Annotated in this window: 23 protein-coding genes; 3 read left to right on the forward strand and 20 right to left on the reverse strand. The window is 62.9% G+C overall.

All coding sequences use genetic code 11. The annotated features are described in order from the left end of the window. Window positions 1-29: 29 nt before the first annotated feature. Window positions 30-1718 (reverse strand): ABC transporter substrate-binding protein, encoded by a 1689-nt coding sequence (locus HWW83_RS03710; RefSeq protein ID WP_033643412.1) that lies wholly within the window; start codon window positions 1716-1718, stop codon window positions 30-32. A 154-nt stretch (window positions 1719-1872) separates the two neighbouring features. Further along, window positions 1873-3291 (reverse strand): aminotransferase-like domain-containing protein, encoded by a 1419-nt coding sequence (locus tag HWW83_RS03715; protein WP_042784770.1) that lies wholly within the window; start codon window positions 3289-3291, stop codon window positions 1873-1875. A 144-nt stretch (window positions 3292-3435) separates the two neighbouring features. Between HWW83_RS03715 and HWW83_RS03720 the strand changes: the two genes are divergently transcribed. The 3 genes from HWW83_RS03720 to HWW83_RS03730 are packed head-to-tail and all read left to right on the forward strand — an operon-like array spanning window position 3436 to window position 6013. Beyond that, window positions 3436-4836 carry a cytochrome ubiquinol oxidase subunit I gene (locus HWW83_RS03720; protein ID WP_016927376.1) on the forward strand — a complete coding sequence of 467 codons (1401 nt, stop codon included), beginning with the start codon at window positions 3436-3438 and terminating at the stop codon, window positions 4834-4836. A gap of 2 nt (window positions 4837-4838) precedes the next feature. After that, entirely contained in the window at window positions 4839-5846 is a 1008-nt protein-coding gene (gene cydB, locus HWW83_RS03725) for a cytochrome d ubiquinol oxidase subunit II (protein ID WP_033650915.1), read from the forward strand. A gap of 14 nt (window positions 5847-5860) precedes the next feature. After that, window positions 5861-6013, forward strand: coding sequence for a DUF2474 domain-containing protein (locus tag HWW83_RS03730; protein ID WP_004934619.1), 153 nt, complete (start codon window positions 5861-5863; stop codon window positions 6011-6013). Between the two features lie 9 nt (window positions 6014-6022). On the opposite strand, the gene HWW83_RS03735 is transcribed toward HWW83_RS03730, so the two are convergent. From HWW83_RS03735 to HWW83_RS03820, 18 genes are all read right to left on the reverse strand, one after another. Next, window positions 6023-6289, reverse strand: a complete 267-nt coding sequence (locus tag HWW83_RS03735) for a hypothetical protein (RefSeq protein WP_129992995.1) — start codon at window positions 6287-6289, stop codon at window positions 6023-6025. Beyond that, window positions 6286-6510 carry a hypothetical protein gene (locus HWW83_RS03740; protein ID WP_025303190.1) on the reverse strand — a complete coding sequence of 75 codons (225 nt, stop codon included), beginning with the start codon at window positions 6508-6510 and terminating at the stop codon, window positions 6286-6288. The genes HWW83_RS03735 and HWW83_RS03740 overlap by 4 nt, the downstream gene beginning before the upstream one ends. Window positions 6511-6616: 106 nt before the next feature. Beyond that, window positions 6617-7702 carry an acyl-CoA desaturase gene (locus HWW83_RS03745; RefSeq protein WP_103101051.1) on the reverse strand — a complete coding sequence of 362 codons (1086 nt, stop codon included), beginning with the start codon at window positions 7700-7702 and terminating at the stop codon, window positions 6617-6619. Continuing rightward, window positions 7699-8781, reverse strand: a complete 1083-nt coding sequence (locus HWW83_RS03750; protein ID WP_103101050.1) for a fatty acid desaturase family protein — start codon at window positions 8779-8781, stop codon at window positions 7699-7701. The genes HWW83_RS03745 and HWW83_RS03750 overlap by 4 nt, the downstream gene beginning before the upstream one ends. Beyond that, window positions 8774-9907: a sterol desaturase family protein gene (locus tag HWW83_RS03755; protein WP_103101049.1), complete on the reverse strand. Its 1134-nt coding sequence runs from the start codon at window positions 9905-9907 to the stop codon at window positions 8774-8776. Before HWW83_RS03755 ends, HWW83_RS03750 begins: the two co-directional genes overlap by 8 nt. Beyond that, window positions 9904-10521 carry a phosphatase PAP2 family protein gene (locus HWW83_RS03760; protein WP_176588990.1) on the reverse strand — a complete coding sequence of 206 codons (618 nt, stop codon included), beginning with the start codon at window positions 10519-10521 and terminating at the stop codon, window positions 9904-9906. Before HWW83_RS03760 ends, HWW83_RS03755 begins: the two co-directional genes overlap by 4 nt. After that, window positions 10518-11804, reverse strand: coding sequence for a F390 synthetase-related protein (locus HWW83_RS03765; protein WP_176588991.1), 1287 nt, complete (start codon window positions 11802-11804; stop codon window positions 10518-10520). Before HWW83_RS03765 ends, HWW83_RS03760 begins: the two co-directional genes overlap by 4 nt. Further along, a complete protein-coding gene (locus HWW83_RS03770; RefSeq protein ID WP_033643422.1) occupies window positions 11801-12607 on the reverse strand; it encodes an MBL fold metallo-hydrolase in 807 nt (268 codons plus the stop codon). Before HWW83_RS03770 ends, HWW83_RS03765 begins: the two co-directional genes overlap by 4 nt. Continuing rightward, window positions 12600-13616 (reverse strand): NAD-dependent epimerase/dehydratase family protein, encoded by a 1017-nt coding sequence (locus HWW83_RS03775; protein WP_176588992.1) that lies wholly within the window; start codon window positions 13614-13616, stop codon window positions 12600-12602. The genes HWW83_RS03770 and HWW83_RS03775 overlap by 8 nt, the downstream gene beginning before the upstream one ends. Then, window positions 13613-14620: a 3-oxoacyl-[acyl-carrier-protein] synthase III C-terminal domain-containing protein gene (locus tag HWW83_RS03780; RefSeq protein WP_176588993.1), complete on the reverse strand. Its 1008-nt coding sequence runs from the start codon at window positions 14618-14620 to the stop codon at window positions 13613-13615. Before HWW83_RS03780 ends, HWW83_RS03775 begins: the two co-directional genes overlap by 4 nt. Window positions 14621-14896: 276 nt before the next feature. Continuing rightward, window positions 14897-15574, reverse strand: coding sequence for a respiratory nitrate reductase subunit gamma (gene narI, locus HWW83_RS03785; protein WP_033643426.1), 678 nt, complete (start codon window positions 15572-15574; stop codon window positions 14897-14899). Between the two features lie 2 nt (window positions 15575-15576). Continuing rightward, window positions 15577-16299, reverse strand: coding sequence for a nitrate reductase molybdenum cofactor assembly chaperone (narJ, locus tag HWW83_RS03790; RefSeq protein WP_176588994.1), 723 nt, complete (start codon window positions 16297-16299; stop codon window positions 15577-15579). Then, window positions 16296-17840 carry a nitrate reductase subunit beta gene (gene narH, locus HWW83_RS03795; protein ID WP_096242332.1) on the reverse strand — a complete coding sequence of 515 codons (1545 nt, stop codon included), beginning with the start codon at window positions 17838-17840 and terminating at the stop codon, window positions 16296-16298. Before narH ends, narJ begins: the two co-directional genes overlap by 4 nt. Then, window positions 17837-21598 carry a nitrate reductase subunit alpha gene (locus tag HWW83_RS03800; protein ID WP_176588995.1) on the reverse strand — a complete coding sequence of 1254 codons (3762 nt, stop codon included), beginning with the start codon at window positions 21596-21598 and terminating at the stop codon, window positions 17837-17839. Before HWW83_RS03800 ends, narH begins: the two co-directional genes overlap by 4 nt. A 279-nt stretch (window positions 21599-21877) precedes the next feature. After that, the gene (locus tag HWW83_RS03805) at window positions 21878-22780 is read right to left on the reverse strand and encodes a glycosyltransferase family 2 protein (RefSeq protein ID WP_176588996.1); all 903 of its coding nucleotides are present in this window, start codon (window positions 22778-22780) and stop codon (window positions 21878-21880) included. 45 nt (window positions 22781-22825) lie between these two features. Next, complete coding sequence (locus tag HWW83_RS03810; protein ID WP_033643431.1) at window positions 22826-23812, reverse strand: glycosyltransferase family 2 protein; 987 nt, start codon at window positions 23810-23812, stop codon at window positions 22826-22828. 12 nt (window positions 23813-23824) lie between these two features. Continuing rightward, entirely contained in the window at window positions 23825-25708 is a 1884-nt protein-coding gene (locus HWW83_RS03815) for a carbohydrate binding domain-containing protein (RefSeq protein WP_176588997.1), read from the reverse strand. Then, the gene (locus HWW83_RS03820) at window positions 25705-26448 is read right to left on the reverse strand and encodes a glycosyltransferase family 2 protein (protein WP_033643433.1); all 744 of its coding nucleotides are present in this window, start codon (window positions 26446-26448) and stop codon (window positions 25705-25707) included. Before HWW83_RS03820 ends, HWW83_RS03815 begins: the two co-directional genes overlap by 4 nt.

A 26448-nucleotide genomic window follows, 5' to 3' on the forward strand; every position in this document is an offset into this window, starting at 1 on the left:
GCCCGGAATGGCGCGGCGGCATCGGGGCGTTACGGCGCCGGTTTGACGTTCGGCAGGCTGCCGACCAGTCCGTTGTAGATATCCGGTTTAAAGCCGGTGACGCGCGCGCTGCTGGCGCTCAAGATTTCGCGGTTGCCGAGCAGGATCACCGGCGGATCGTCCGCCAGCACCTGATACAGCTGATGGTACAGCGGCTTACGCTGCGCGATATCCAGCGTGGCATTGGCTTTGGCGATCAGCGCGTCCACCTGCGGGTTGTGGTAGCCGGTCTCGCTCTCGCGGCTGATGAAGTCGCGTACGCCGTCGTGCGGATCGTTCAGCGTGCTGGTGCTGAGAGACGCCAGGTCGTAATTGCCCGCCTTGCGCTGCGCCAGCAGCGCGTTGAAATCCAATACCTGCGGTTTCAGCACCACGCCGAGCCGGCGGTAGTTATCCTTGGCGATCGGCACCAGCGCGTCGTTGATCAGCTTTTTGGTCACCAGTAGCGTCAGCTCCAGCTTTTTACCGTCTTTCTGCCGGATGCCGTCAGCGCCCACCTGCCAGCCTGCCTCGTCCAACAGCTTTTTGGCCTTATCGAGATCGTAAGCGTAAGGATTGATGCCGTTGGCGTCGTAAGCCCAGGAGATCGGCGAAATCGGCTGGTTGGCGACCTTGCCGTACCCTTGGTACACCACGGCGATCAGTTTTTGCCGATCGAGGCCGTAGATCAGCGCCTGACGCACCCGCTTGTCCTGCAGCGCCGGGCGTCTGAGGTTGAAATCAACCCGGCTGTAATCGCTCGAGCTGTAAAGGTTGATATTGGCGAAACCGAGCAGCTTGAGCTGTTCGATATCGTCCGGCTTGGCGGTAAAGGCGTCGTAGTCGGTCTCACCGGTCTGGAACAGCTGGAAGTTGGTGGCCGGGTTGGTGACGCGATAGATAAAGCGCGCCATCGGCGGCGGGCCGAGGTAGAAGTTCGGGTTGGCGTGGAAGCGGATTTCCTGCCCCGGCACGTACTTGTCGTAAATGTAGGGGCCGTTGCCGAGCGGCTTGCCGTTCAAGGCGCGCACGCCGTCGAGCTTGCCGCGCTGATAGTCTTTGCCGTAGTAAGCCCGCGACAATACCGGCCCGCCAATCAGTTGCAACGTGGTCGCGCCCGGTTGGGTGGTGACGATCTGAATGGTGCGATCGTCGATCACCTTCAGCCCGCTGATGCCGGCCGCGGTGCCGTTTTTATACTCGGCGCCGCCCTGAATGTGCGCTGGCGTGATATCGGTATCGCCGTCATAGGCCGGGTCATGCAGCAGCGTCAGGGTAAAGGCGATATCGTCGGCCTTCAGCGGCGAGCCGTCGCTGTAGACCAGATTCGGCCGCAGCTTGATGGTGTAGGTCAGATTATCGGGGCTGACCTGCCAGGACTCCGCCAGGCGCCCTTCCGGTTTGCCCTGGCTGTCCAGGCCGATCAGCCGGCTGAAGATTACGTCGGTCACGTTCTCGTCCCAGCCGTTGGTGAACAGATACGGGTTGAAAATCCCCTGCGGCTCCGAGATGCCCGCCACGACGGTATCTTTGCGCAGTTTGGCGGCGGCCGGCACCCGAGCGGCGTCGCTGGCCGGCGTAATGCCTTCGGCCAGCGTTTCCGCCTGCGCGGCGGTGCTCAATCCCAGCGCGCAGACCAACGCCAGCGGCGTCAGCCGATAGCGCAACAGTTTGTTTAGCTTATTTTTTATTCCACTCACCCACTGCCCCTCGTCTACCCGTTGATAAAAATGTGACAAAATTTATCGCAGAGTAATGGGCGGCTGGAGGGCTGTCTAACAACGAAACCGGCATTCCATTGCCGAAAAAAGCATTATGAATTTTTCTGGGGCGAAGCGGCGGGAAAAACGCGATTCAGCCGGCCGCCGCCAGCCCCCGGATAAGTTTGGCTAAGGTTTTTATCGCCTCTTCAAAGCGGTCATTCCATTCAAACGAGGCGTTGAGACGGAAGCAGTGGTTGAAATGGTCGCCGGTGGTAAACATGCGCCCCGGCGCAATGCTGATGCCCCGTGCGAGTGCGCGCCGGTACAGCTCCATCGACGACAGCGCCGGGTCGAGTTCCAGCCACAGGAAATACCCGCCGTCGGGCTGACTGACTTTCACCGTCGGCGGAAAATGGTGGGCGATCGCCTGACGCATTGCGCTTTGGCGCTGGGCCAGCAGGCGTCGCAGCCGCCGCAGATGGGTGTCGTAGCCGCCGTGCAGCAGATAATCCGCCAGCGCCATCTGGGTCGGCACGCTGGTGGAAACGGTGCTCATCAGCTGCAAACGCTGGATCTGTTGCGCATAACGCCCCGCCGCCACCCAGCCGACGCGAAAGCCCGGCGCCAGACATTTGGAAAATGACGAGCAGTGCAGGATCTGGCCGCCGCTGTCGAGCGCCTTCGCCGGCAACGGCCGTTCGGCGCTGAAGTACAGCTCGCCATAGACATCGTCTTCGATCAGCGAGATCTGCCGTTCGCGCAGCAGCGCCACCAGACGCTGCTTGTTGGCCTCCGGCAGGGTGGCGCCCTGCGGGTTCTGGAAGTGGGTCATCAGCCAGCAGGCTTTGATCGGATACTGCTCCACCGCCTGCTGCAACGCGTCCAGATCGATACCGTCCTGCGGATGCGTGGCGATCGCCACCGCCTTCAGCCGCAGCCGTTCCAGCGCCTGCAGCGCGCCGTAAAACGCCGGCGACTCGATCGCCACATAGTCGCCCGGTTGGGTCACCGCCTGCAGGCTGAGGCTGAGCGACTCCATCGCCCCGGCGGTGATGACGATCTCGTCCGGCGCGACCTGCATGCCGCTCAGCGCATAGCGTTGGGCAATGTGCCGCCGCAGCGCGTCGTTGCCCGGCGGCAGGTTGACCAGCGAACTGTGCGGCGTGAACTTGCGCGCTACGCTGCTCAGCGCCCGCGCCAGCTTCGGCTGGGCGAACAGCGTGGCGTCGGGAAACGCCGAACCGAAAGGCACGATGTCCGGATCCTTGCAGGCCTGCAGCACGTCGAAAATAAAGGCGTTGATGTCCACCTGCTCGCTCAGCAGCAGTTTCTCGCCGCGCGAAGGCTGCGGCAGCGGCTGCGGACGCGCCGCCACATAGTAGCCCGACTGCGGCCGGGCGACGATCCACCCTTGGCTCTCCAGCAGTTGATAAGACTGCACCACCGTCATCAGGCTCAATCCGGCGCGTTTGCCGCTCTCGCGCAGCGAAGGCAGCTTGTCGCCCGCCCGCCACACCCGGTTCTGGATCTGTTCTCTAATCTGCTGCGCAAGCTGCTCGTATCGGGTCATAACCATTAACTGTTATATGAAAAAGTAAAATAACTGTCACTATTATAGGCACTGTACTCCGTGCTTAACTTAACGCCAAGCATTTCACATAAAAATGACAGCTATACTCAAGAGGTTAATTTATGTTCAACCCTAGGAGGCGCCATGCTGGGTCTTGATGCACTGGAACTTGCCAGAATACAGTTCGCCTTCACCGTGTCTTTCCATATCATTTTCCCCGCCATCACCATCGGTTTAGCCAGTTATCTGGCGGTGCTGGAAGGATTATGGTTGAAAACGCACAATGAAGCCTATCGTGAGCTTTATCACTTCTGGTCAAAGATTTTCGCCGTTAACTTCGGCATGGGCGTGGTATCCGGGCTGGTGATGGCTTACCAGTTCGGCACCAACTGGAGCTTCTTCTCCGAGTTCGCCGGCAGCATTACCGGGCCGCTGCTGACTTATGAAGTGCTGACCGCCTTCTTCCTCGAAGCCGGTTTCCTCGGCGTGATGCTGTTCGGCTGGAACCGCGTCGGCCCCGGCCTGCACTTCTTCGCCACCTGCATGGTGGCGCTCGGCACGCTGATCTCCACCTTCTGGATCCTGGCCTCCAACAGCTGGATGCAGACCCCGCAAGGGCATGAAATCATCAATGGCCAGGTGGTGCCGGTTGACTGGCTGAAGGTCATCTTCAACCCGTCCTTCCCGTACCGCCTGCTGCACATGTCCACCGCCGCCTTCCTCTCCTCGGCGTTCTTCGTCGGCGCGTCCGCCGCCTGGCACCTGCTGCGCGGCCGCGACACGCCGGCGATGCGCAAGATGCTGTCGATGGCGATGTGGATGGCGCTGATCGTCGCGCCGGTGCAGGCGATGATCGGCGATGCACACGGCCTGAATACGCTGAAACACCAGCCGGCGAAGATCGCCGCCATCGAAGGCCACTGGGAAAATCCGCCGGGCGAAGCCACGCCGCTGATCCTGGTCGGTTGGCCGGACATGCAGCGCGAAGAAACCCGCTTCAAGCTGGAGGTGCCCTACCTCGGCAGCCTGATCCTGACGCACAGCCTGACCGAGCAGGTGCCGGCGCTCAAATCGTTCCCGCCGGAAGATCGCCCCAACTCCACCGTGGTGTTCTGGTCGTTCCGCATCATGGTCGGGCTGGGCATGTTGATGATCCTGGCCGGGGTGTGGAGCCTGTGGCTGCGCTGGCGCGGCGGGCTCTATCAGTCGCGTCCGTTCCTGTACTTCATCCTGTGGATGGGCCCTTCCGGGCTGCTGGCGCTGCTGGCGGGCTGGTTCACCACCGAGATCGGCCGCCAGCCGTGGGTGGTGTACGGCCTGCTGCGCACCAAGGATGCGGTATCCGCGCACGGCGATCTGCACATGAGCATCAGCCTGCTGGCGTTCATCATCGTCTACTGCTCGGTGTTCGGCGTGGGCTACTCCTATATGATGCGCCTGATCCGCAAAGGGCCGCAGCCGCATGAACACCAAGAAGACAATACCGAGGGCCGCCCGGCGCGTCCGCTGTCCGCGGTCAACGACACTCTGGACGACAGGAGCTGAACATGGGTATCGATCTTCCGCTGATTTGGTTTGTCATCATCGTGTTCAGCACCATGATGTACGTGGTGATGGACGGTTTCGATTTGGGCATCGGCATTCTGTTTCCGTGGGTGAAGGCGAGCGGCGACCGCGATCTGATGATGAACACCGTCGCCCCGGTGTGGGACGGCAATGAGACCTGGCTGGTGCTGGGCGGCGCGGCGCTGTTCGGCGCCTTCCCGCTGGCCTACTCGGTGATCCTCGACGCGCTGGCGATCCCGCTGACGCTGATGCTGATCGGGCTGATTTTCCGCGGCGTGGCCTTCGAGTTTCGCTTCAAGGCGACGCCGGAGAAGCGCCATATCTGGGATAAAGCGTTCATCTGGGGCTCTCTCTTCGCCACCTTCAGCCAGGGTGTGGTGGTGGGCGCCGTGATCAACGGCTTCCCGGTAGAAGGCCGCACCTACGCCGGCGGCGCACTGGACTGGCTGACGCCGTTCGCGCTGTTCTGCGGGCTGGGGCTGGTGGTGACCTACGCCCTGCTCGGCTGTACCTGGCTGGTGATGAAAACCGCCGGTGACCTGCAGGCGCGCATGTATCACCTGGCGACGCCGCTGCTGGCGATCCTGCTGCTGGTGCTGGCTGCGGTCAGCATCTGGACGCCGATCGCGCATCCCGAAATCGCCGCGCGCTGGTTTACGCTGCCGAACCTGTTCTGGCTGCTGCCGGTGCCGGTACTGGTGCTGCTCAGCGCCTGGGGGATCCGGCATGGGGTGAAACGCGGCGCGCACTACTCGCCGTTCATGCTGACGCTGCTGCTGGTGTTCCTCGGCCTGAGCGGGCTTGGCATCAGCATCTGGCCGCACCTGATCCCGCCGGCCATCAGCCTGTGGGACGCCGCCGCGCCGCCGCAGAGCCTCGGCTTTATGCTGGTCGGCGCGCTGTTCATCATCCCAATCATTCTGGTCTACACCTTCTGGAGCTACTACGTGTTCCGCGGCAAGATCAGCCATGAACACGGCTATCACTGAGGAAGGAGGACGCTATGCAAGATAAAACGGCAGCCGCCGCTCCGGCGCCCTGGTGGAAACGCATCGGTTGGCTGGTGATCATCTGGAGCGCCAGCGTGCTTGGGCTGTTCGTGGTTGCCTCGCTGTTCCGCCTGCTGATGACCGCGGCGGGCATGAAGTCGCATTGACGTGACGCCTTATCTGGACGCGCTGTTGGGAAAGTAAAAAGAGACCACCAGCGTGACCAGCGGCAAGGCGCCGATCTTGACCCGTTCGAATGCTTGTCCGAGCGCTTCGTTTTTGTCCCAATACGCGTGGGCGGCGAATACGCCCACGCTGACCGCGAATATCCCGCACAGCACCTGGCGTGCCAGGCGCAGCCGCTCCATTTCGTCGAAGACCAAGACCTGCTCCAGATAAACCTGGCTGGCCTCATCGCGCAGATTACGGCTTTCGATGTTCATGGGAAGATCTCCACGACCCGCCCCACCGCTTCAAGCTGTTCACCCTTCTCCCGTACAATGCCAAGAGAAGTACCATCCTGTTTCATCCAGTACTTATCGGCAAGGGTAATCAGTGCAAACGCCATTTTGATTACCTCGGTTTTTTCCATCCCGTGACGCCGGGCGATATCGTTCAGATCATCATCAATTTTGTTCGATAACCGAATCGGCAAGCTGCGCATAGTCCACCTCCCGTGGCCGTTGATTCACAGAGGGAAAGTCTACTGGAAGGACAAATATCGTTCAATTAGTGAACTGCGTAACGCCTCGCACAATTCGCATGCAACGCTAGTGCGGCTTGCGGCCCATCGCGCTGAGGAAGCGTTGCTGCAGACGCAACAGCTCCTCCAGCTCCAGCAGGCGGTAGTCGATGCCGAAGCGCGGCGCCACCTCGCCGATGATGCGGCTGAGCGCCGGGTAATGGCGGTGGCTCCAGTGCGGAAACAGATGATGCGTCAAATGCAGATTCGCCCCGCCCAGCCAATAGCCCAGCCAGCGCGGCCGGGTCTGCCAGTCGAACGTGGTGGCGAACACGTGGTGATACCAACCGTGCGGCATCGCGCCCTGCGCCGGCGCCTGATAAAAGTTGGCCTTGGCCCAGTGGGTGCCGATGATCAACATCACGAACAGCAATGAAGAAAGCATCTGGCTCAGCAAATAGACCAGCAGAATTTGCCCGATGCCGATAGCCGGCGGCAACAGCCAACATGGGATCGCCAGCGCCAGCAGCAGGTGCGCCGCCTTCCCCGCCAGAAACCCGATCCAGCCGCGTACGCCCTGCTGCGCCATGCGCGCCGCCACGCGGGTGCGGCCCGCCCTGTCCAACCAATCGAACAGCCAGATGTAGTACGGAAAAGTCAGCGCCGCCACCAACGGCCAATAGTAACGCTGCGCGCGCATAAAGGGCCGCCAGCGCTGGAACGGCGTTTGCCGCAGCACGCCGTTGGCGTCGATATCGGGATCGTAATGTTCGATGTTGTTATGGGCATGGTGGAACAACACATGCCGCACGCGCCAACAGTCGGGATCCAGCCCCAGCGGCACGCTCACCAGTGCGTTCAGCCAGCGGTTGGCCCAGGGGCGGCGGAAAAACGCGTTGTGCGAGGCGTCGTGCACCACGTTCACCGTCAGGAACATGCCGATAAAGATAAAGCCGAAATAACAAGCGAAAAACGCCCAGCCGTTTTGCTGCTGCAGGCTCAACCCGTAACACAGGCCGCACAGCGCCAGCAGCAGCGCCACCTTCGCCAGCATGCCGCCGTCGGCGAAGCGGTGATCGCCGTGGGCCGCCAGATAATGCTGTGCAGCCTGCATCAGCGCGCGGTGCAACCCATTGTCGTCGCGCCGATAGGCTAACGGACGCAGCGGTTTCATGGCTGTCCCATCCGGCGTAAGAAGCGCTGTTGTTGCGCCAGCAGTTCACGATAGCCAATGCAGCGGTACGCCATGCCGTGCCGCTGCGCGACCTCCGCCACCGCGGCAGCCAGGGCCGGATAGTGGCGATGATTCCAGCCGGGAAACAGGTGATGGGTCAGGTGATAGTTTAGCCCGCCGGTCAGATGCTCCAGCCAGCGCGGTTCGGGCTGCCAGTCGCAGGCGGTGGCGAAATTGTGCCGATACCAGCCTTGCGGCATGCTGTCGCCCGTCGGCGCCGGGTAAAACTCGGCCTGCGCCCAATGGGTGCCCAGCAGCAAGAACACCACCAGCAGCGAGGCGCACATCTGGCTGAGCGCGTAAGCCAGCAACACCCAGCCCCAGCCGATGCCGTGCAAGTGGCCCACGACCAGCGGCGCCACCAGCACCAGCGCCAGATGCGCGAGCTTGCACAGCACGAACAGCGCCCAACCGCCGCGCCCCGCCAGCACGCGTTTTTCCCGCAGCGGCGTTTTATCGAGCCGATCGGACCAATCGAAAATCCAGGCGATATAGGGCAGCGAGAGCGCGGCGATCAGCGGCCAGTACAGATGCTGATAGCGCATATGGGGCCGCCAGCGCTGGAACGGTGTCTGGCGGAAAAAGCCGTTCTCTTCGGTATCCAGATCGTAATGTTCGACGTTGGCGTAAACGTGGTGGTAATCCACATGCCGCGTGCGCCAGTAGTCCGGATCGACGCCCAGCGGCAGCGTCACCAACCGCCCCACCAGCCGATTGGCCCAGGGCGCACGCAGGAAAGCGTTATGCGAAGCATCGTGGTTGACGTTGACATTGAGCAGCATGCCCATGGTCACGAACAGGAAATAGCAGAGGAAAAACGCCCAGGGCTGATGCTGCAGCAGGCTCAGCGCGTAAAACCCGACGCACAACGCCAGCAACAGCGTGGCCTTGGCCAATCGCGCGGCATCGGCATAGCGATGATCGCCCGCCAGACAGGCGTGGGCCGCGCGCTTAAGATCGCGGTGGAAGGCCTGTTCGCCATCGGCGGGAAAACGCAGCGGCGGCAATGATTCAGCCATGCGGTTCCTCCACGGCGGCCGGTGCGGCTACTCTTCCCCAGCCCAACGCGACGCACAGGGCATGCAACGCCACGGCGGCCATGGCGATATGCCAATAGCGCTGCGGCCAACCGAGATAGCCGATAAACAGCAGCGGCATGCCCAGCGCGATCAGCAGCCAGACGGCGCTCGCCCACCGCCGCCCTTCCGTCATGCCGCCCAGCGCCACCGATCCCAACGCCAGCAGCGCCAACAGCGCCATTTGCGGCCAGCTGATGTCGCTATAGCCGTAACCGTATTGGTAGACGTAACCGACCACCAGCGAGAACAACAGCATGGCGCCGCTGAAAACGCTGAGCGCCGAACGGCGGTCGCGTGGCCGGCACGGCGCCGGGCGCCATGCCAGGCGCAAATAGCGCAGGAACGGCAGATTGCTCGCCCAGAATGGGTTGGCGGACGGCCTGTCGCCGCCGACGCCATAGCTGAACGGCGTGCTCGGCAATGCCGGGCAAAAGGTGCCGAACAGCTTGTCCCAGAAGATAAAGCTACCGCCGAAGTTCTTATTGGAATACGCCATGTCCTTGACGTGATGCACCCGGTGATGCGCCGGCGTGACCAGGATGTTTTCCAGCACGCCGAGCTTCGGCGTCAGCGCATTGTGGTTAAACAGCTGAATGCTGTAATGAAAAATAGAGACCGCAACGAACACCGACAGCGGCACCCCCGCCAGCGCCAGCAGCAAAAAGAACGGGATCGACGTCAGCGACGAATACCAGGAGTTGCGCACCCCCAGCGACAGATTAAAGTGCTCGCCCTGATGGTGCACCACGTGCACCGCCCACAGCAGGCGGAAACGGTGGTGCAGACGGTGCAGCCAGTAGAAACCGAAGTCCCACGCCAGCAGGGCGAACAGCCACATCAGCAGTGGCGGCCAGGCATCCAGCAACCCCAGGCTGAAATGCGCGGCCACATAGCCGTAGCAGGTGATCTCCAACCCGCGGAACAGCCACAGCATGATATGGCCGGAATTCAGGTTGAACACCAGATCGTGCCAGTTGACCGGCTCGCGACGCCCCCACTGCAGCGCCACCGCCTCGGCCACCACGATGAACAGCATGAACACTATCGGCAATGCCAGATCGCTCATCCCATTTCTCCTTTAACGACGCGCCTGCGCAGGGTTTTCATGCGCAGGGCCACCCAGCCGGCGAACAGCGCCAGCAGCGCGCCGCCGGCCAAATCGACAAACAAATGCCGACGCAGTTGCAGAATCGAGAACGCGATCGCCACGCCCCACAGCATCCACAGCGCCGTGCGCACTTTGCGCTCGCCGTCGCTCAGCGCCCACACCGCCAGCACCGTCAGCGCCATATGCAACGAAGGCAGGCAGTTTTGCGGCGAGTCCACCCGGGTTAACGCCGCCAGCAGTTGCGCGCTGATCCCGACGCCATCGTTCTGCGGATAGGCCATGGTGGTCGGCCACAGCAGATAAACCGCCCCGGCGCCCAGCGCGGTCAGCTGCATCGCCAGCGTCAGCCATTTGACTCGCTGCAGCGGCGCCAGCAGATAGCCCGCCGGGACGATGAGGAAGAACGACAGATAGAGCCAGATGGCCGTGGGGCTGAACGGGATCGCCCGATCAAGCGCCGACGGCGGCAACAGGGTTCCCGCCCCCTGCAGGCGATCGGTCAGGCTATACACCACGCCGACCGTGCCCCATCCCAGCAGCATGTGCCATAGCCTGAACAGTGCGCTTTTCATGCCGCCTCCGCCCGGCGCACGATGCGCCGCCGCTTGCGATCGAACTGCGGCAGCACCGCTTGCGCCGTCAACCGCCATTCGAGGCGGTCGGTGGCGATGCCCTGACGAGCGAACAGCGCCATCAGCTGCGCCTGACAGTGCGCCAACGCCGCCGGGCTGCAATCGGCAATCAGCTCCAACCGCCGTTCGCCATGCTGGATCAAGCGGTAATCGCTGGTCAGCGGCAACGCATTGGCGATCGTTCGGCTACAGGCATCGGCGAACACCGCCTGCGGTTGCCGCTGCGCATCGGGCAGCATCAGCTGATCGTCGCGCCGCCCCTCGATACGGGCTATCGCCCGCGTCGGTTGCCCGCATGGGCAGGGTTCCCTGCGCAGCACCAATACATCGTCCAGCCGATAGCGCACGATCGGCTGCGTACTGCGGGTAAAATCGGTGATCAGCGGCGTGAAGCGCAGTTCGTCGATCCACTGCGGCTCGATATGCAAAAACTCTTCGTTCAGATGCAGCGTACCGTGCGCGCAGGTCGCGGCAAGAAATCCTTCGGTGGCCTGATACACTTCGCCGACCGCCGGAAATACCTGCAGCAGCAGGCGGCGATCCTGTTCTTCAAGCACCTCGGCCACCGAGATCACTTTTTTGACCGACAGCGTCACCTGCCCGGCCAGCACCGCCAGCGCCAAGGCGCGCAGCACCTGCGCCGGGGCCACGATGATGCTGGGCGCCTGCCGTTCCAATGCCGGCAAGTGGCCGCTGAACGGCGCGAGCAAATCGTAAAACGCCAGGCTCAGCCAACGGTTGTTCACGCTGTGATAGAGATTATTGTCCGCGCGCAGAAACAGTGCGACGCGCTCGCCCGCCGACAGCCCGTCCGGCAGCATTTTCGCCAGCATGCCGCCGGCCCACACCTGCTGTTCCCGCGGGCTGACGACAAACACGCCGCGCTGCCCGGAAGTGCCGGACGACAATCCGACGCTGTAGCGCCCGATCTTCGGCGTGAAATCGCGATCCGCCTCGCTGCGCTGCGCGCAGGCCAGCACCGCATCGCGCCGCAGCCCGGCGGTGTTCATGCGGTCGAACTGCGCCATCATCAGCGCCTTGTCCATCTGCGGCCATTCGGCGAACGGCCGGCGGCTGAAGCCTTGAAAATAGGGACTCTTGCTCAGCACCCGGCGAGCAAACCCCTCAAGCTGTCGGGCCTGATGCGCCTCCAGCGCCGCACGATCGCCAAAGCGCAGGCGCCGGGCGCGGAAATAGTGCCAAAGGGTCATGAAGGGGATCACAGGTCCCCCTCGTGGCACAGCAAAATGTTGACCTGGCCGCCCGCCCACAGCTGGTTGAGCCGCTCCAGGGTGCGGGTGTAAGCCGCCGCGTCGTCCATCACCAGATTGGCCAGGCGCGAAGGCCCGCGCAGCGTCTGGTAACTCTGCGGCGACCAGGCGGCGTCGCTGGCCAGCAGCGTCCAGCCGGCGTCGGTGAGAATAAAGGCGCCGATATGGCCGGCCGCATGCCCCGGCAACGGCACCAGCACGATCTGCCCTTCACTGCCCGGCAGCGCGTAACCGCGATCGAACGGCGCCAACAGCGCGGGCAACGCCACCGCAGGAAAAGACTCCATAAACTGCAGACGGCTCTCGAAATCCGCCGGGATCAGGCCGGGAATAAAGGCGCGCTTCAGCGCCGCGAAACCGCGCAGCCCACGGGTTTGCTGCCAGCCCTCGCCGGAGCAAATAAAGTCGAGTTGGCTGAAATCCTGCAGCCCGGCGATGTGATCGGCGTGAAAATGCGAGACGATCAGCGCCTGAATATCCCCCTCGGCATAACCGGCTTCGCGCAGCTGATGCGCCAACGACTCGGCCGGATCGAAATAGACCGGCGTCATGCGGCGGTAAAGGCTGAACAGCCCCGACTGCGTGTGCTGCTGAAAATAACGCGCGTAGCCGGTATCCCACAGCCAGCGGCGCTCCCCCACCTCCAGCAGATAGGCGCGCGCCGGGAATTTGCACACCCGGAATCCGGCGCCGCGCAGCGCCATGCAGCCGATATGCGTGCAATAGCCCACTTCAAACACGGTGACCTTAGCCATGCTGTCCGCCTCCTTGCCGCCGCAGCCACTCGCCGGTCAGACGAATGCCCTCTTCCATCGAATAACGCGGCCGGTAACCCAGCTCTTCGATCGCACGGGTCTGGCTCAGCGTCATGTCAAAATGCACCGCCGCCACGCTGTAGCGCGTCAACAGCGGTTCCTTGCCGCTCAGCGTCGCCCACAGCTCCATGCCGCCGGCCAGCGTATGCAGCAGCGGATAGGACACGGCCTGCAGCCGGTAACTCAGCCCCAGTTCCTGACGCAGCAACGCATCCAGCATCTCCGCCAGCCGCTGCGGTTGGTGGTTGGTGATGTTGTACACGGCGCCGGACGGCAATCCGCGCTGCCGGCTGGCCAGATCCATCGCGTGCACCACGTTGGGGGCGAAGGTCAGATCCAGCAGCGCTTGTCCGCCGCCGGGCAATCGCAATACCCCGCGGTCGCGTTCGAGCTGCTGCAACAGCCGCGGCACGATCACCCGATCGTGCGGGCCAAACAGGCCGCGCGGCCGCAGCATAATATAGGTGGTTTGTGGATAGATCTTCGCCTGCGCCAACAGGCGCTGCTCGGCCGCATACTTGCTGGCGGCATAGTGATTGGCGAAGCGCCGGGCGCGGTAACCCTCGTCAAGATCGTAATGCGGCTGAAAATCGAAGTAGATTGCCGGCGTGGAGATATGCACGAAGCGCCGCACGCCGCAGCGCCCGGCCGCCTCCGCCAGCTTCTCCGTCGCCGTGGCGTTGATGCGGTGAAACTCCGCTTTGCCGCCCCAGGGCGAAGACTTGGCCGCGCAGTGCCAGACCCATTCGCAGTCGGTCACCAGCTCCCGACACTGCTGCGGCGTGGCCTGCGCCAGATCGAGCGCGCAAAACTCGGCGCCCAGCCGACGCAGCGTTGCGCCGGCCCGTTCATCGCGGCCGGTGGCGCGCACCTGATGTCCGGCCTCCAGCAACCACTGCGCCGCGTTGCGTCCCAGCCCGCTGGTCGCCCCGGTGACCAGCACCCTCATGGCAGCAACACCATGCCGGCCAGCGCCAGCCCGGCGGCGGTGCCGATCAGCATCACCGGCTGACCGGGATTGAAGCGCCCGGTGGTCACGGCGGCATGCAGCGCCGTCGGGATAGACGCCGCCACCTGATTACCATGATGGCGGTAGATATCGACCAGCGCCTCGCTGGAGACGTGCAGCCGTTTGCGCATATGTTCGAGCGACAGATGGCTGGCCTGATGCGGCACCACGGTGGCGATCTGCGCCAGGTTCAGGCCGCTGGCGCTCAACAGCCGATCGAGGTAACCCTCAATCAGCGCCGACGCCTGGCGGAACAGCGGCTTGCCCTGCATATGAAACAGGAAGTCTTGCTCACACATGCCGGCGCGCGGGTTGCGACGCGTGCCGCCGGCCCGGATCTCGCACAGTTCGCTGCCGGCGGGGTAGGTTTCCACCAGGCTGGCGAGGATGCCGCTGGCGCCGTCGCCGCGCTCCACGATGGCACAGGCCGCGCCGTCGCCGAAGATCAGCGACGACTCTTCGTGCTGCCAGTCGATGCCGCGTGAAGCGAGATCCGCCGAGACGATGGCGATGCGTCGATACGTCCCGGCGTTCAGCAGCCCCGCCGCCACTTGCAGCGCAGAGATAAAGCTGACGCAACTGCTGTTGATGTCGAAGCCCGGCGTGCCCGGCGCCAGCCCCGCCACCTTGAGAATGTGCGCGGCGGTGCACGGCAGCGCCTGCACCGAAATCGCCGAGGCGGAGATCAGCAGATCGATCGAGTCCGCCGGAATGGCGCGGCGAACCAGCGCATCTTGCAGCGCGGCGGCGGCGAGTTCGGCCTGGCTGGCATCGTCGGCGGCGTGATAGCGGTAAACGATGCCCGAGCGTTTTTCAACGTAGCCGGCCGGTTTCCCCAGCCGAGCGTCGAGCGCAGAGGACGCCACGCGGTTAGGCGGCAACGCGGCCCCGGTGGCGATGATTTTCAGAGGCAGCAGCTCGGGTGAACGTAATTGTGTGGTCATTATTGTTATTGATTAACCTGACTATCCATAAAGCGATTCTCCCGTACGGCGCGAAGGCCACACGGATCATCCCCGGTTTTTATGTCCCAAAATGCCTTTCATCAAGGCGGTATCTCTTGTTATCGGCTACCACAGGCCGACGTCCGTCGGCGGAAGCATAAACGTAACATAACTGAGATAGTGAGTTTACGACAAGGCGACGAGAATGGGCAGACGGCGGGGGAATTATCGGAATAGCGCCGCCGCTGGCGATCGGCGGCGGCGGCGGGGTCAGGCTCAGCGGCGGTTGCGCACCAGCTGGTAACGGCGGGTCAGGTACTCTACCGGCGCACTCCAGATATGCACCAGGCGGCAGAACGGGAACAGCACGAACAGCGTCATGCCCAGCACCATATGCAGCTTGAAGATCAGCGCCACGCCTTCCAGGTGCGCAGAGGCGCCGGCGTGGAAGGTCACGACCGCCTGCGCCCAGGCCACCAGCTTCATCATTTCGCTGCCGTCCATATGCTGGGCGGAGAACGGAATGGTCAGCAACCCCAGGCACACCTGCACCACCAGCAATGTCAGGATCAGGATGTCGGCGACGCTGCTGGTGGCGCGCACCCGCGGGTTGGTCAACCGGCGCTTCAGCAGCAGCGCGCCGCCGATCAGCGTCATCAGGCCGCAGGCGCCGCCGGCGATCATCGCCAGCTTCTGCTTCACGTCGATCGGCAGGAAGGCCTCATACATCCAGTGCGGCGTCAGCATGCCGAGGAAGTGGCCCGCGAAGATGCCGATAATGCCGATGTGGAACAGGTTGGACGCCAGCCGCATGCCCTTTTTATCCAGCATCTGGCTGGAGCCGGCACGCCAGCTGTACTGCCCGTAGTCGTAGCGCAGCCAGCTGCCGATCAGGAACACCGCGCCGGCCAGATAAGGGTAGATGTCGAAGAAGAACTGATTCAAAAATTGCATAATTAGCGTCCTTTGGTTCCGGTTAACGCATCCGTCAGGTCCAGATACTGTGGCGCCACCGCGCCGGCGAATCGCCGCTGGTGCGCCGTCTGCTGGGCGGAGGCGCAGCCCTGCTCGCCGAGAAATTTGACCTGCTCCTCTTCCCATACCGCATCCAGCGCCTGCGGCGTATCGTCGCGCGCCTCTTGCGCCACCTGCGTCTTCAGCGCCTGCGCCTGCGCATCGCTGCCGGACAGCGCCAACAGCAGATCGAACAGCACCGCGTACGGGCTTTCGCGCTGCTGCAAGCGCGCGCCCAGCAGCGCCAGGATCGGCGCAATGTCCTGCAGCCCTTCCCGCGCCTGTGCCGCGCTGCGGCTGGCCAAATACTCCAGGTACAGCGGCAGGAAATCAGGCAGCTCGCGGCTGTCGATCTCCAGCCCGGCGGCGCGGTACTGCGCCATCAGGTCAACCATCGCCTGGCCGCGATCGCGCGACTCACCGTGCACGTGCTCAAACAGCAGCAGCGAGGTGGCGCGGCCGCGATCGAACAGCTCGCAATAGTCGGCCTGCGCGTCCAGCAACGGGCGCGCGCACAGGCGGCGGATAAACAGAATCAGCAGCGCGCTGTGGTGCAGATCCAGCTCGCTGCCCGGTTCCAGCGCTTCAATCAGCGCCTGCTGATGGTCAAACAGCGCCTGCTCCGGGTAATCCAGCAGGCGGGCGATCACTTTCAGGCTGATCATGAGGCATCCTCCGGCCGCGCGGTTTTCGCGGTCACGTCGATGGCGTCGATACGACGGCTGTTGAACAGATTGAACTTGCCGTCGCTGCCGTGGCAGCCGTCGCCGAAGCTGAAACCGCAGCCTTTGCTTTCGGGGAAGGCTTCGCGCGCCAGCTCGCGGTGGCTCGACGGCACCACGAAGCGATCTTCATAGTTGGCGATCGCTAGGTAGCGATACATCTCCTGCGCCTGCGCTTCGCTCAGACCGACCTGCTCCAGCGCGCTGATGTCCACCACGCCGTCGACGGTTTCCGCCCGTTTGTAGTGGCGCATCGCCAGCATGCGTTTCAGCGCCAGCAGCACCGGCTCGGTATCGCCGGCGGTCAGCAGGTTCGCCAGATACTGCACCGGAATGCGCAGGCTCTCGACGTCCGGCAATACGCCACTGTGCGCCAGCTCGCCGGCGTCGGCGGCCGACTGAATCGGCGACAACGGCGGCACGTACCACACCATCGGCAGCGTGCGGTATTCCGGATGCAGCGGCAGCGCCAGCTTCCAGTCCATCGCCATTTTGTACACCGGCGATTGCTGAGCGGCTTCAATGACGCCCTGCGGCACGCCGTCCGCCAGCGCCTGAGCAATCACCTTCGGGTCATGCGGATCGAGGAAAATATCGAGCTGGCTCTGGTACAGATCCTTGTCGTTTTCCACCGCCGCCGCCTGCTCGATGCGATCGGCGTCGTACAACAGCACGCCGAGATAGCGGATGCGGCCGACGCAGGTTTCCGAACAGACCGTCGGCTGCCCGGCTTCGATGCGCGGGTAACAGAAGATGCACTTCTCGGACTTGCCGCTCTTCCAGTTGAAGTAGATTTTCTTGTACGGGCAACCGGTCAGACACATGCGCCAACCGCGACACTTGTCCTGATCGATCAGCACGATGCCGTCTTCGCCGCGCTTGTAGATCGCCCCGCTCGGGCAGGTGGCGACGCAGGCCGGGTTGAGGCAGTGCTCGCACAGGCGCGGCAAATACATCATGAAGGTGTTTTCGAACTGGCCGTACATCGCCTTCTGCAGGTTATCGAAGTTCTTGTCCTGCGAGCGCTTTTCAAATTCCCCGCCGAGGATCTCTTCCCAGTTCGGGCCGCTTTCGATCTTGTTCATGCGCCGGCCGGTGATCAGCGAGCGCGGGCGCGCCACCGGCTGGTGTTTGCCCTGTTTGGCGGTGTGCAGATGCTGGTAGTCGTAATCGAACGGCTCGTAGTAGTCGTCCAGCGCCGGCACGTCCGGGTTGGCGAAGATTTTCGCCAGCACGCCGACGCGGCTGCCCATGCGCGGCTCCAGCTTGCCGTTGATTTTACGGATCCAGCCGCCCTTCCACTTCTCCTGATCTTCCCAGGCGTGCGGATACCCGACGCCGGGCTTGCTTTCCACGTTGTTGAACCAGGCGTATTCCATCCCCTCGCGGCTGGTCCAGACGTTCTTGCAGGTGACCGAACAGGTGTGGCAACCGATGCACTTGTCCAGATTCAGCACCATGCCGACTTGCGAACGAATTTTCATTTGTTGTTCTCCTGCTGACTGCCCTGCGCGTAGTCGTTGCCTTCATCGTCCAACCAATCAATACGGTTCATTTTGCGCACCACCACGAACTCGTCGCGGTTGGAGCCGACGGTGCCGTAGTAGTTGAAGCCGTAGGCCAGCTGCGCATAGCCGCCGATCATGTGGGTCGGTTTCGGGCAAGCGCGGGTCACCGAGTTATGGATGCCGCCGCGTTGGCGAGTGATCTCCGAGCCGGGCAGATTCACGATGCGCTCCTGCGCGTGGTACATCATGGTCATCCCCGCCGGGATACGCTGGCTGACCACCGCGCGCGCCGTCAGCGCGCCGTTGGCGTTGAAGGCCTCGATCCAGTCGTTGTCCGCGATGCCCAGATCTTTGGCGTCGTCTTCGCTCAGCCAGACGATCGGGCCGCCGCGCGACAGCGTCAGCATCAGCAGGTTGTCGCTGTAGGTGGAGTGGATGCCCCACTTCTGGTGCGGCGTCAGGAAGTTCAGCGCCTTCTCCTTGTTGCCGTTCGGTTTGCTGTTGAGCAGCGGCTGCGCGGCGCGGGTGTCGATCGGCGGCCTATACGCCAGCAGGCTTTCGCCGAAGGCGCGCATCCACTCGTGATCCTGATACAGCTGCTGACGGCCGCTGAGGGTGCGCCACGGGATCAGCTCGTGCACGTTGGTGTAGCAGGCGTTATAGGAAACGTGCTCGTCTTCCAGGCCGGACCAGGTTGGGCTGGAGATGATTTTGCGCGGCTGCGCCTGAATGTCGCGGAAGCGAATTTTCTCGTCTTCCTTGTTCAGCGCCAGATGCCGGTGATCGCGTCCGGTGACGTTGCTCAGCGCTTCCCAGGCTTTCACCGCCACCTGGCCGTTGGTTTCCGGCGCCAGCGACAGGATCACTTCCGCCGCGTCTATCGCGCTCTCGATCTTCGGCCGCCCCGCCGCCGGGCCATCGGCCTTGACGTAGTTAAGCTGCTTGAGGAAATCGACCTCGGTCTGGGTGTTCCAGCTGATGCCCTTGCCGCCGTTGCCCAGTTTGTCCATCAACGGCCCCAAGGAGGTAAAGCGCTCGTAGGTGGCCGGATAATCGCGCTCCACCGCGATGATGTGCGGCGCGGTTTTGCCGGGGATCAGTTCGCACTCGCCTTTCTTCCAGTCCTGCACGCCGTAAGGCTGCGCCAGCTCGGCGGCGGAGTCGTGCTGAATAGGCAAGGTCACCACGTCGGTTTCCTGGCCCAGATGGCCGACGCACACCTCGGAGAAGGCTTTGGCGATGCCCTTGTAGATTTCCCAGTCGCTCTTCGAATCCCAGGCCGGATCGACCGCCGCCGACAGCGGGTGAATGAACGGGTGCATGTCGGAGGTGTTCATGTCGTCTTTTTCGTACCAGGTGGCGGTCGGCAGCACCACGTCGGAATACAGGCAGGTGCTCGACATGCGGAAATCGAGCGTCACCACCAGATCCAGTTTGCCTTCACCGCCCTGCTCGCGCCATTCCACTTCCTGCGGCTTCACGCCGCCCTGCTGGCCGAGATCTTTCCCCTGGATACCGTTCTCGGTGCCCAACAGGTATTTGAGCATGTATTCATGGCCCTTGCCGGAAGAACCCAGCAGGTTGGAGCGCCAGACGAACAGGTTGCGCGGGAAGTTCTGCGGATTGTCCGGCTGCTCGGCGGCAAAGCCCAGCGCGCCGCTCTTCAGGCTGTCGACGGTGAACTCAACCGGCGACTGGCCGGCAGCACGGGCCTGCTCCGCCAGGCGCAGCGGATTGGCGCCCAGCTGCGGCGCCGACGGCAGCCAGCCCATGCGCTCCGCGCGCACGTTGAAGTCGATCAGGCTGCCGCCGAAACGCGATTTGTCCGCCAGCGGCGACAGCAGCTCATCGGCGCCGACGGTTTCATAGCGCCATTGGCTGGAATGGTTGTAGAAGAACGAGGTGCTGTTCATGTGGCGCGGCGGGCGCTGCCAGTCAAGGCCGAACGCCAGCGGCAGCCAGCCGGTTTGCGGCCGCAGTTTTTCCTGGCCGACGTAGTGCGCCCAGCCGCCGCCGCTCTGGCCGACGCAACCGCAGAAGATCAACATATTGATCAGGCCGCGGTAGGTCATGTCCATGTGATACCAGTGGTTGACGCCGGCGCCGACGATGATCATCGAACGGCCGTGGGTCTTCTCGGCGTTTTCCGCGAACTCGCGGGCAATGCGGATGATGTTGTGGCGCGACACGCCGGTGATCTGCTCGGCCCAGGCCGGGCTGTAAGCCTTGACCTCGTCATAGTCGGCGGCGCAGTTGGCGTCGCCCAGCCCGCGCTCCAGGCCGTAGTTGGCCAGCGTCAGGTCATACACGCTGGTCACCAGCGCTTCACTGCCGTCCGCCAGCCGCAGGCGTTTCACCGGCAGCTTGTGCAGCAGGATTTCGTCCAGCGCCACGCTGTTGAAATGCTCGCTGTCGGCGCCGCCGAAGTACGGGAAGCCCACCTCGGCAACGTCGTCATGCATGCCCAGCAGACTGAGCTGCAGCTCGACTTCCTGTTGCGACTTGCCTTCGCGCTGCTCCAGGTTCCACTTGCCCTTCTCGCCCCAGCGGAAACCGATGGAGCCCTGCGGCGCCACCAGCTCGCCGCTGCGGCTGTCGATAGCGACGGTTTTCCACTCGGGATTGTTTTCCTGGCCCAGTCCGTCCACCAGATCGGCGGCGCGCAGCAGGCGGCCGGCGGCGTAGTGGCCGCCTTCACGCGGCTCCAGCAGCACCAGCATCGGCATGTCGGTATAGCGGCGCACGTAGTCGCGGAAGTAGCCGACTTCGCGATCGAGATGGAACTCTTTCAGCATCACATGGCCCATCGCCAGCGCCATCGCGCTGTCGGTGCCCTGCTTCGGATTCAGCCAGTGGTCGCACAGCTTGGCGACTTCGGCGTAGTCCGGCGTCACCGCCACGGTTTTGGTGCCCTTGTAGCGCACTTCGGTAAAGAAGTGGGCGTCCGGGGTGCGCGTCTGCGGCACGTTGGAGCCCCAGGCGATGATGTAGGAGGAGTTGTACCAGTCGGCGGACTCCGGCACGTCGGTCTGCTCGCCCCAGGTCATCGGCGAAGCCGGCGGCAAATCGCAATACCAGTCGTAGAAGCTCAGGCAGGCGCCGCCGATCAGCGACAGGTACCGAGCGCCGGCGGCGTAGGACACCATCGACATCGCCGGGATCGGCGAGAAGCCGATAATGCGGTCAGGGCCGAAGGTTTTGGCGGTATAGACGTTGGCAGCGGCGATCAGTTCATTGACCTCTTGCCAGCTGGAGCGGACGAAACCGCCGCGGCCGCGCGCCACCTTGTAGCTTTTGGCTTTTTCCGCATCGCCGACGATCGATCCCCAGGCCTCGACCGGATCGCTGTGCTGCACTTTCGCCTCGCGCCACAGTTTGAGCAGCCGCTTGCGCATCAGCGGGTATTTCAGCCGGTTGGCGCTGTACAGGTACCAGGAGTAGCTGGCGCCGCGCGGGCAGCCGCGCGGTTCATGGTTGGGCAGATCGGGGCGGGTGCGCGGATAGTCGGTTTGCTGGGTTTCCCAGGTCACCAGACCATTCTTCACGTAGATCTTCCAACTGCAGGAACCGGTGCAGTTCACGCCATGGGTGGAACGCACCACTTTGTCATGCTGCCAACGGCTGCGGTAGCCGTCTTCCCAGTCGCGGTTGGTGTTCAAGGTCTGGCCGTGATCGCCAGAAAAAGGCTCCGCCAACTGCTTGAAATAGCGGAAACGGTCTAAAAATTTGCTCATCCGGAATGCTCCTGAAGGCTCTTGTCGTTATAAGAAGACATGCTCAATCTGCCGCCAGCCTACTGACGGCCAACCGGCGGCAAATTGATTGCGATCAAGAGAAAGCGGCGGGCGACGCGTGCGCCGGGCGGGAAATACCACCAAAGTATAGGGGTGAGAAATAGGATTAATTGTTTGAATTAAAATGAATAAATCAGAATATCAAGATGAAGGCGAACGGGCGGGAGGCAAGACGGGGTATTTGGGGGTAGGACGCGGGGGAAAACCCCGCGTCGGGTTTCAGAAAGGGACGCCGCGGAAGAAGACGTTGCGCAGAATGTTCTTCATGTAAACGCCGGCCATAACTCCGCTGTTGACGTAGATGATGCCCTTCATGCCGTGCAGCACGCCGCCGAGACGGCTTCGGCTGTCGGTGATGATGCGCGACGTGATACAGGTGTGGCGCAGCCGCATCACCTTGCGCGCCCGCGGCGAAATCTGCGGCATCAACCGGCGCTCGAACTGCATTTTGTTGTGATAGCCGATGATGCCTTTCGGGCTGGAGGTAATACGCTCACCGTCGTGATCGTTATGCACCGCCAGGCGCTCGTGCAACGTGCCGACGCGCATGCCCGCCGCCAGCAGGCGATAAATGAAGATATGATCCTGATAACGCGGGGTATTGAAGAACCCGCGCACCGCGATCGCCGCCTCCCGGCGCAGCATGATCATCGGCGTGTAAGCGACGCCGGCCAGCATGAAGTCCTCCAGCCCGTCGCAGCGGGCGCGGTAATAGCGCTCGGCGCTGATTTGGCCATCCTGCAGAATATCCATATCGCACAGGCTGACGGGGTAATCGCCGCGCTGCATAAAGGCCAGCTGACGGGCGATCTTCTCCGGGTGGTAGTAATCGTCGTCGTCCAGAAAAGTGAGGTATTCCCCGGTGGCGCGCAGGATGCCGCTGTTGCGCGCCCGCGCCCCGCCGCCGTTGCGCGCGCGCGGGCAATAGACGATCTGCCCGGCGGCAATATAGCCGGCCAGCCGTTCGCGGGTGGCCTGGCGCTGCGGATGGTCCGGCGGATTATCGTCCACCACCACGATCTCCACCGGCTGATGGGTTTGCGCCAGGACGCTGTCGATGGCGCGCGCCAGCAGTTCGCTGCGGCCATAGGTCGGAATAATGACGCTGACTTTGATACTCATAATGGGCTTCCACACGGGTTTATCGTCGTTCGGGCACGGTCAGATTCACCCGAAACGGTTGTAGAGACTGGCCATCAGGTAGTAGACCAGCGGACTGCGGTAGAACAGGCGGTTCTTGCGGCTCAGCATTTGCCGCTCCTCCGCCCGCAGCCGGGCATAGCGCCGTTTCAGCTCGGCGGTTTCCCGCAGCGCGTCACGCAGGCCGAAGAAGTCCAGCCCGACCAGCAGACGCGCCTTCAGCGTGGTGACGAACAGCACCGAGTGGAATCCCTTCCCCCCCTCGCGGCGACGCCCGCTGTCAGCGCGCTCGATGGCATAATCGAGATCGTCCAAATCCCGCCGCTTCGGCGCGCGCGTGATGCCGTTGGGGTTAGCGCGGTATCCTACCAACGGCGTGTCGCACACCACGATGCGGTTCGCTTTCAGATACAGCTGCGGGATCAGCTGGATATCCTCGAAGTTGCGCCCCGCCGGAAACGCGGCGTCGTTGAACAGCGAACGGTGATAAATCCGCGCCCAGGCGTACCACAGGCTGCGGTTAAAACTGTCCGCCAGCAGCGCCATATGCGGCTCGCGCTCCTGTGGCGCGGCGTTGCCGGGCACGATCGCCATCAGGCCATCCGGTTCTATCTTGCCGTTTTTCAGCCGCGAGAAACGCTGGGCGTTGAACGCCACGATCTCCACCTGCGGGTTATCCGCCAGCAGGCGCCCCAAAATGCTGAAATAGCCCGGCAGCAGCACGTCGTCGGAGTCCAGAAAACCGAGATATTCGCCTTCGGCATGGGCGATCCCGGCGTTGCGCGCGGCGCTCAACCCCTGGTTATCCTGGCGCAGGATGCTGACCTGCGTTTTCAATGCCGGATAACGGCACAGCACCTCTTGCGCGACGGCGATGGAGCCGTCCGGGCTGCCGTCATCGACGAGGATCACTTCCGCCCAGTCGGGCAATTGACTCAGCACCGAGTCCAGGCACGCTTCGATGTAGGCTTCCACCTTATACACCGGGACGATCAGGCTTAGCGTGATAGTCATGAACGGGTATCCTTATTGATTGCTAGTGTCTCGTTGCACCCACAGCGCGCTGCTGCCCACCGCGGGCAATTTGGCGTCGATCTGCGGCTGCCCCTGCCAGCGCCAGCCGGGCGGCAGGTCAAAACGGGCGGCCATCGGCCGATAGTACGGGTTGGCGATCAGCACCAGGCCGCGCTCGCCGTCGATAAACAGCCGCGCCGGTACGGCGGTGTTGTTGCCGGACAGCGTCGCACTTTCGCCCGAGAGCAGGTACGGCGTGAAGCTGTCGATCTGTTGCGCCACGCGGGTAACCCCTTGCCAAATACCGTCGAATTCCTGTTGGTTGAAATCACCGCTGCGGCGCTTGTAGAACAGGTCGGTATAGGAGTAGAACAGCAGCCCTTTGACGCCGCCGATCAGCCCCAGCCAGGCCTGGTTGCGGATCTCCGCTTCGCTCGGTTGGCGCGGCTTGCGGTGCGGCTCATAGGCGGCGTGATCCATGATCTGCATCACCAGCCAGGCGCCCTTCGCCTGACGCGCCACCTGCACCGTCAGGCGCGAGTATTCCAGCGTGCGCGTCATATCGGCATCGCGTCCGACCGGATAAGGATCGCTGGCCAACACGTCGGAACTGTTGAAATAGGCGTTGAGCGCGCCGGTCTGATTCAGCGCCTGAAAGGTCAGATGGTCAGGATCTTGTTGCTTCACCTGCAGATGCATCTGCTCTATCTGCGGCGCGTACTTCGGCGCCAGCTCATCGTTGATGTACCAGGCGAGCAGGTTCGGCTGAGTTTTAAACTTCTCCACATAAGACGCCGTCAACTGCGGGTAGCTCAGGCGCGTTTTCGGCGCAGAGTCGAGGCCGGGGTAGAAATCCTTCAGCGAGAAAATCACCTGCAGCCCGTACTGCTGCGTTTTGCGGAAATAGGCGTACGGGTCGCGCCCTGCGCCGTAGTTGTAATTCAGCACGGTGTTGAAACCGGCGTCGCGGATGCGCGCCAGATGTTCATCGGTCGCCATGTTGCCGTACATGTAGATGCCCAGCGGAAAGAAGCGCTTGCCCTGCCGCAGCGTATAGCCCTGCTCGTCCAGCGCCACTTTCGGCGGCGCCTCGCCGATGCTGACCGGCATTTCGCTGCTCCGGCTGTGCTTCGACGCCACGTCCGTCACCTGCTGCTGCAGGCGGTACTCACCGGCGGCCAGGTTGGCCGGCAACGAGAACTCTACGCGCTGACGCTCGGCGACATGGTAGCGGCGGCTCTCCTGCCGCACGGCGGTGCGTTGGCTATCGAGCAGCGTACTTTCCACCTGCACTTCCTGAGGCTGCTGCACTTCAATCAGGCTGGAGGCCGATTGCCCACCGGCGCGCATCTGATACAACGCCGGCGCCGTCGGCTGGCTGCAAACGTAGGCATCGTCGAACCAGGCGTTGCCGGTCGTGCCCTTGCGCATATACAGCCCCAGTACGGTGGTAGTGGCCTCTGCCGGTACGGTGAAGCTGCCCTCCACCGGCTGCCAACCGCTGCTGCCCAGCAGGCCTTGCGGGTAGCTGCCGGCCAGGTGGCGCCCCTTGGCGTCATAGCTTTCGACGTACACTCCGGCGCCCGGCTGATCGCCTTTGCCGCGCAGGTTATCGCCGCGCACCCACACGCCGAACGCGATCGTCTGCCCTGCTTTCACCTGCAGCGTTTGCAGCATCTGGTGATACTCCGCCGGGTCAGGATTGCTGTAGTACAGGCTGGCGCGGCCGCTGCGGCCGCCGGAGATCACCTTGGCCGGCGGCAGCGACCAGCCCGTCTGTCCCTGCTCAAAGCCGGGGTTGGTCAGCAGATTGGTCTCGCAGCCCGCCGCCCCGGCCTGAGCCGCCAGCCCGCATCCGATCAGCACGCAGGCTGCGTTCAAGATTTTGCTGGTCATTGTCTTTTCATCACCGCGCTGTACAGGTAGGAGAAGAACAGGTAGCAGGATTTTTGATAAGAGAGCCCCAGATGACGACGGTAGATCTGCCACTGCCAGTCCGCCGCGCGGATCTTGTTGCCGGACAGCGAATTGGCGGACAGCCGGTAAAACGCCAGCGGCTCCGGAATGCAGTACGCCAGGCGATTGCGCGCGCGCTCCAGAATAGACAGCCACATCACGTAGTCTTCGTGCCCGACCTTGCGCTGGTAGACCTTGCCGACCCGGCGCTGGTTGTACATGCCGGTCAGGTTGCCGATCCAGTTGCTTTTCAACATGTCGCGGTAGGCGATGATCTCCCCGGCGCCGCGGTAATTTTTCACCTGCGCCAGGTCATTCTCGAAGGTGTAATAGTGCGAGCAGACCACGTCGTAACGCTGGGTTTTAAGGATGCCGACCTGGCGAGCCAGCTTATTCGGGTGCCAAACATCGTCGCTGTCGCAAAACGCGATGTAGTCGCCCCGCGCCGCCTCGATGGCGATGTTGCGCGTTTCGGCCACCCCCTGATTGGCGTTGTTGCGGATGTAGGTCAGCCGATCGTGAATGAACGGCTTGACCACCTCAGCGGTGTTGTCGGTGGAGGCGTCGTCAATCACATACAGGTGATAGTCCTGATAAGTTTGATTCAATACGCCAAGGATCGACTCGCGGATAAAACCGGCGGCGTTATAAGCCGGCATAATGACGGACACTTTTTCCAT

This window comes from Serratia ureilytica, from assembly GCF_013375155.1.
GTDB lineage: Bacteria > Pseudomonadota > Gammaproteobacteria > Enterobacterales > Enterobacteriaceae > Serratia > Serratia ureilytica.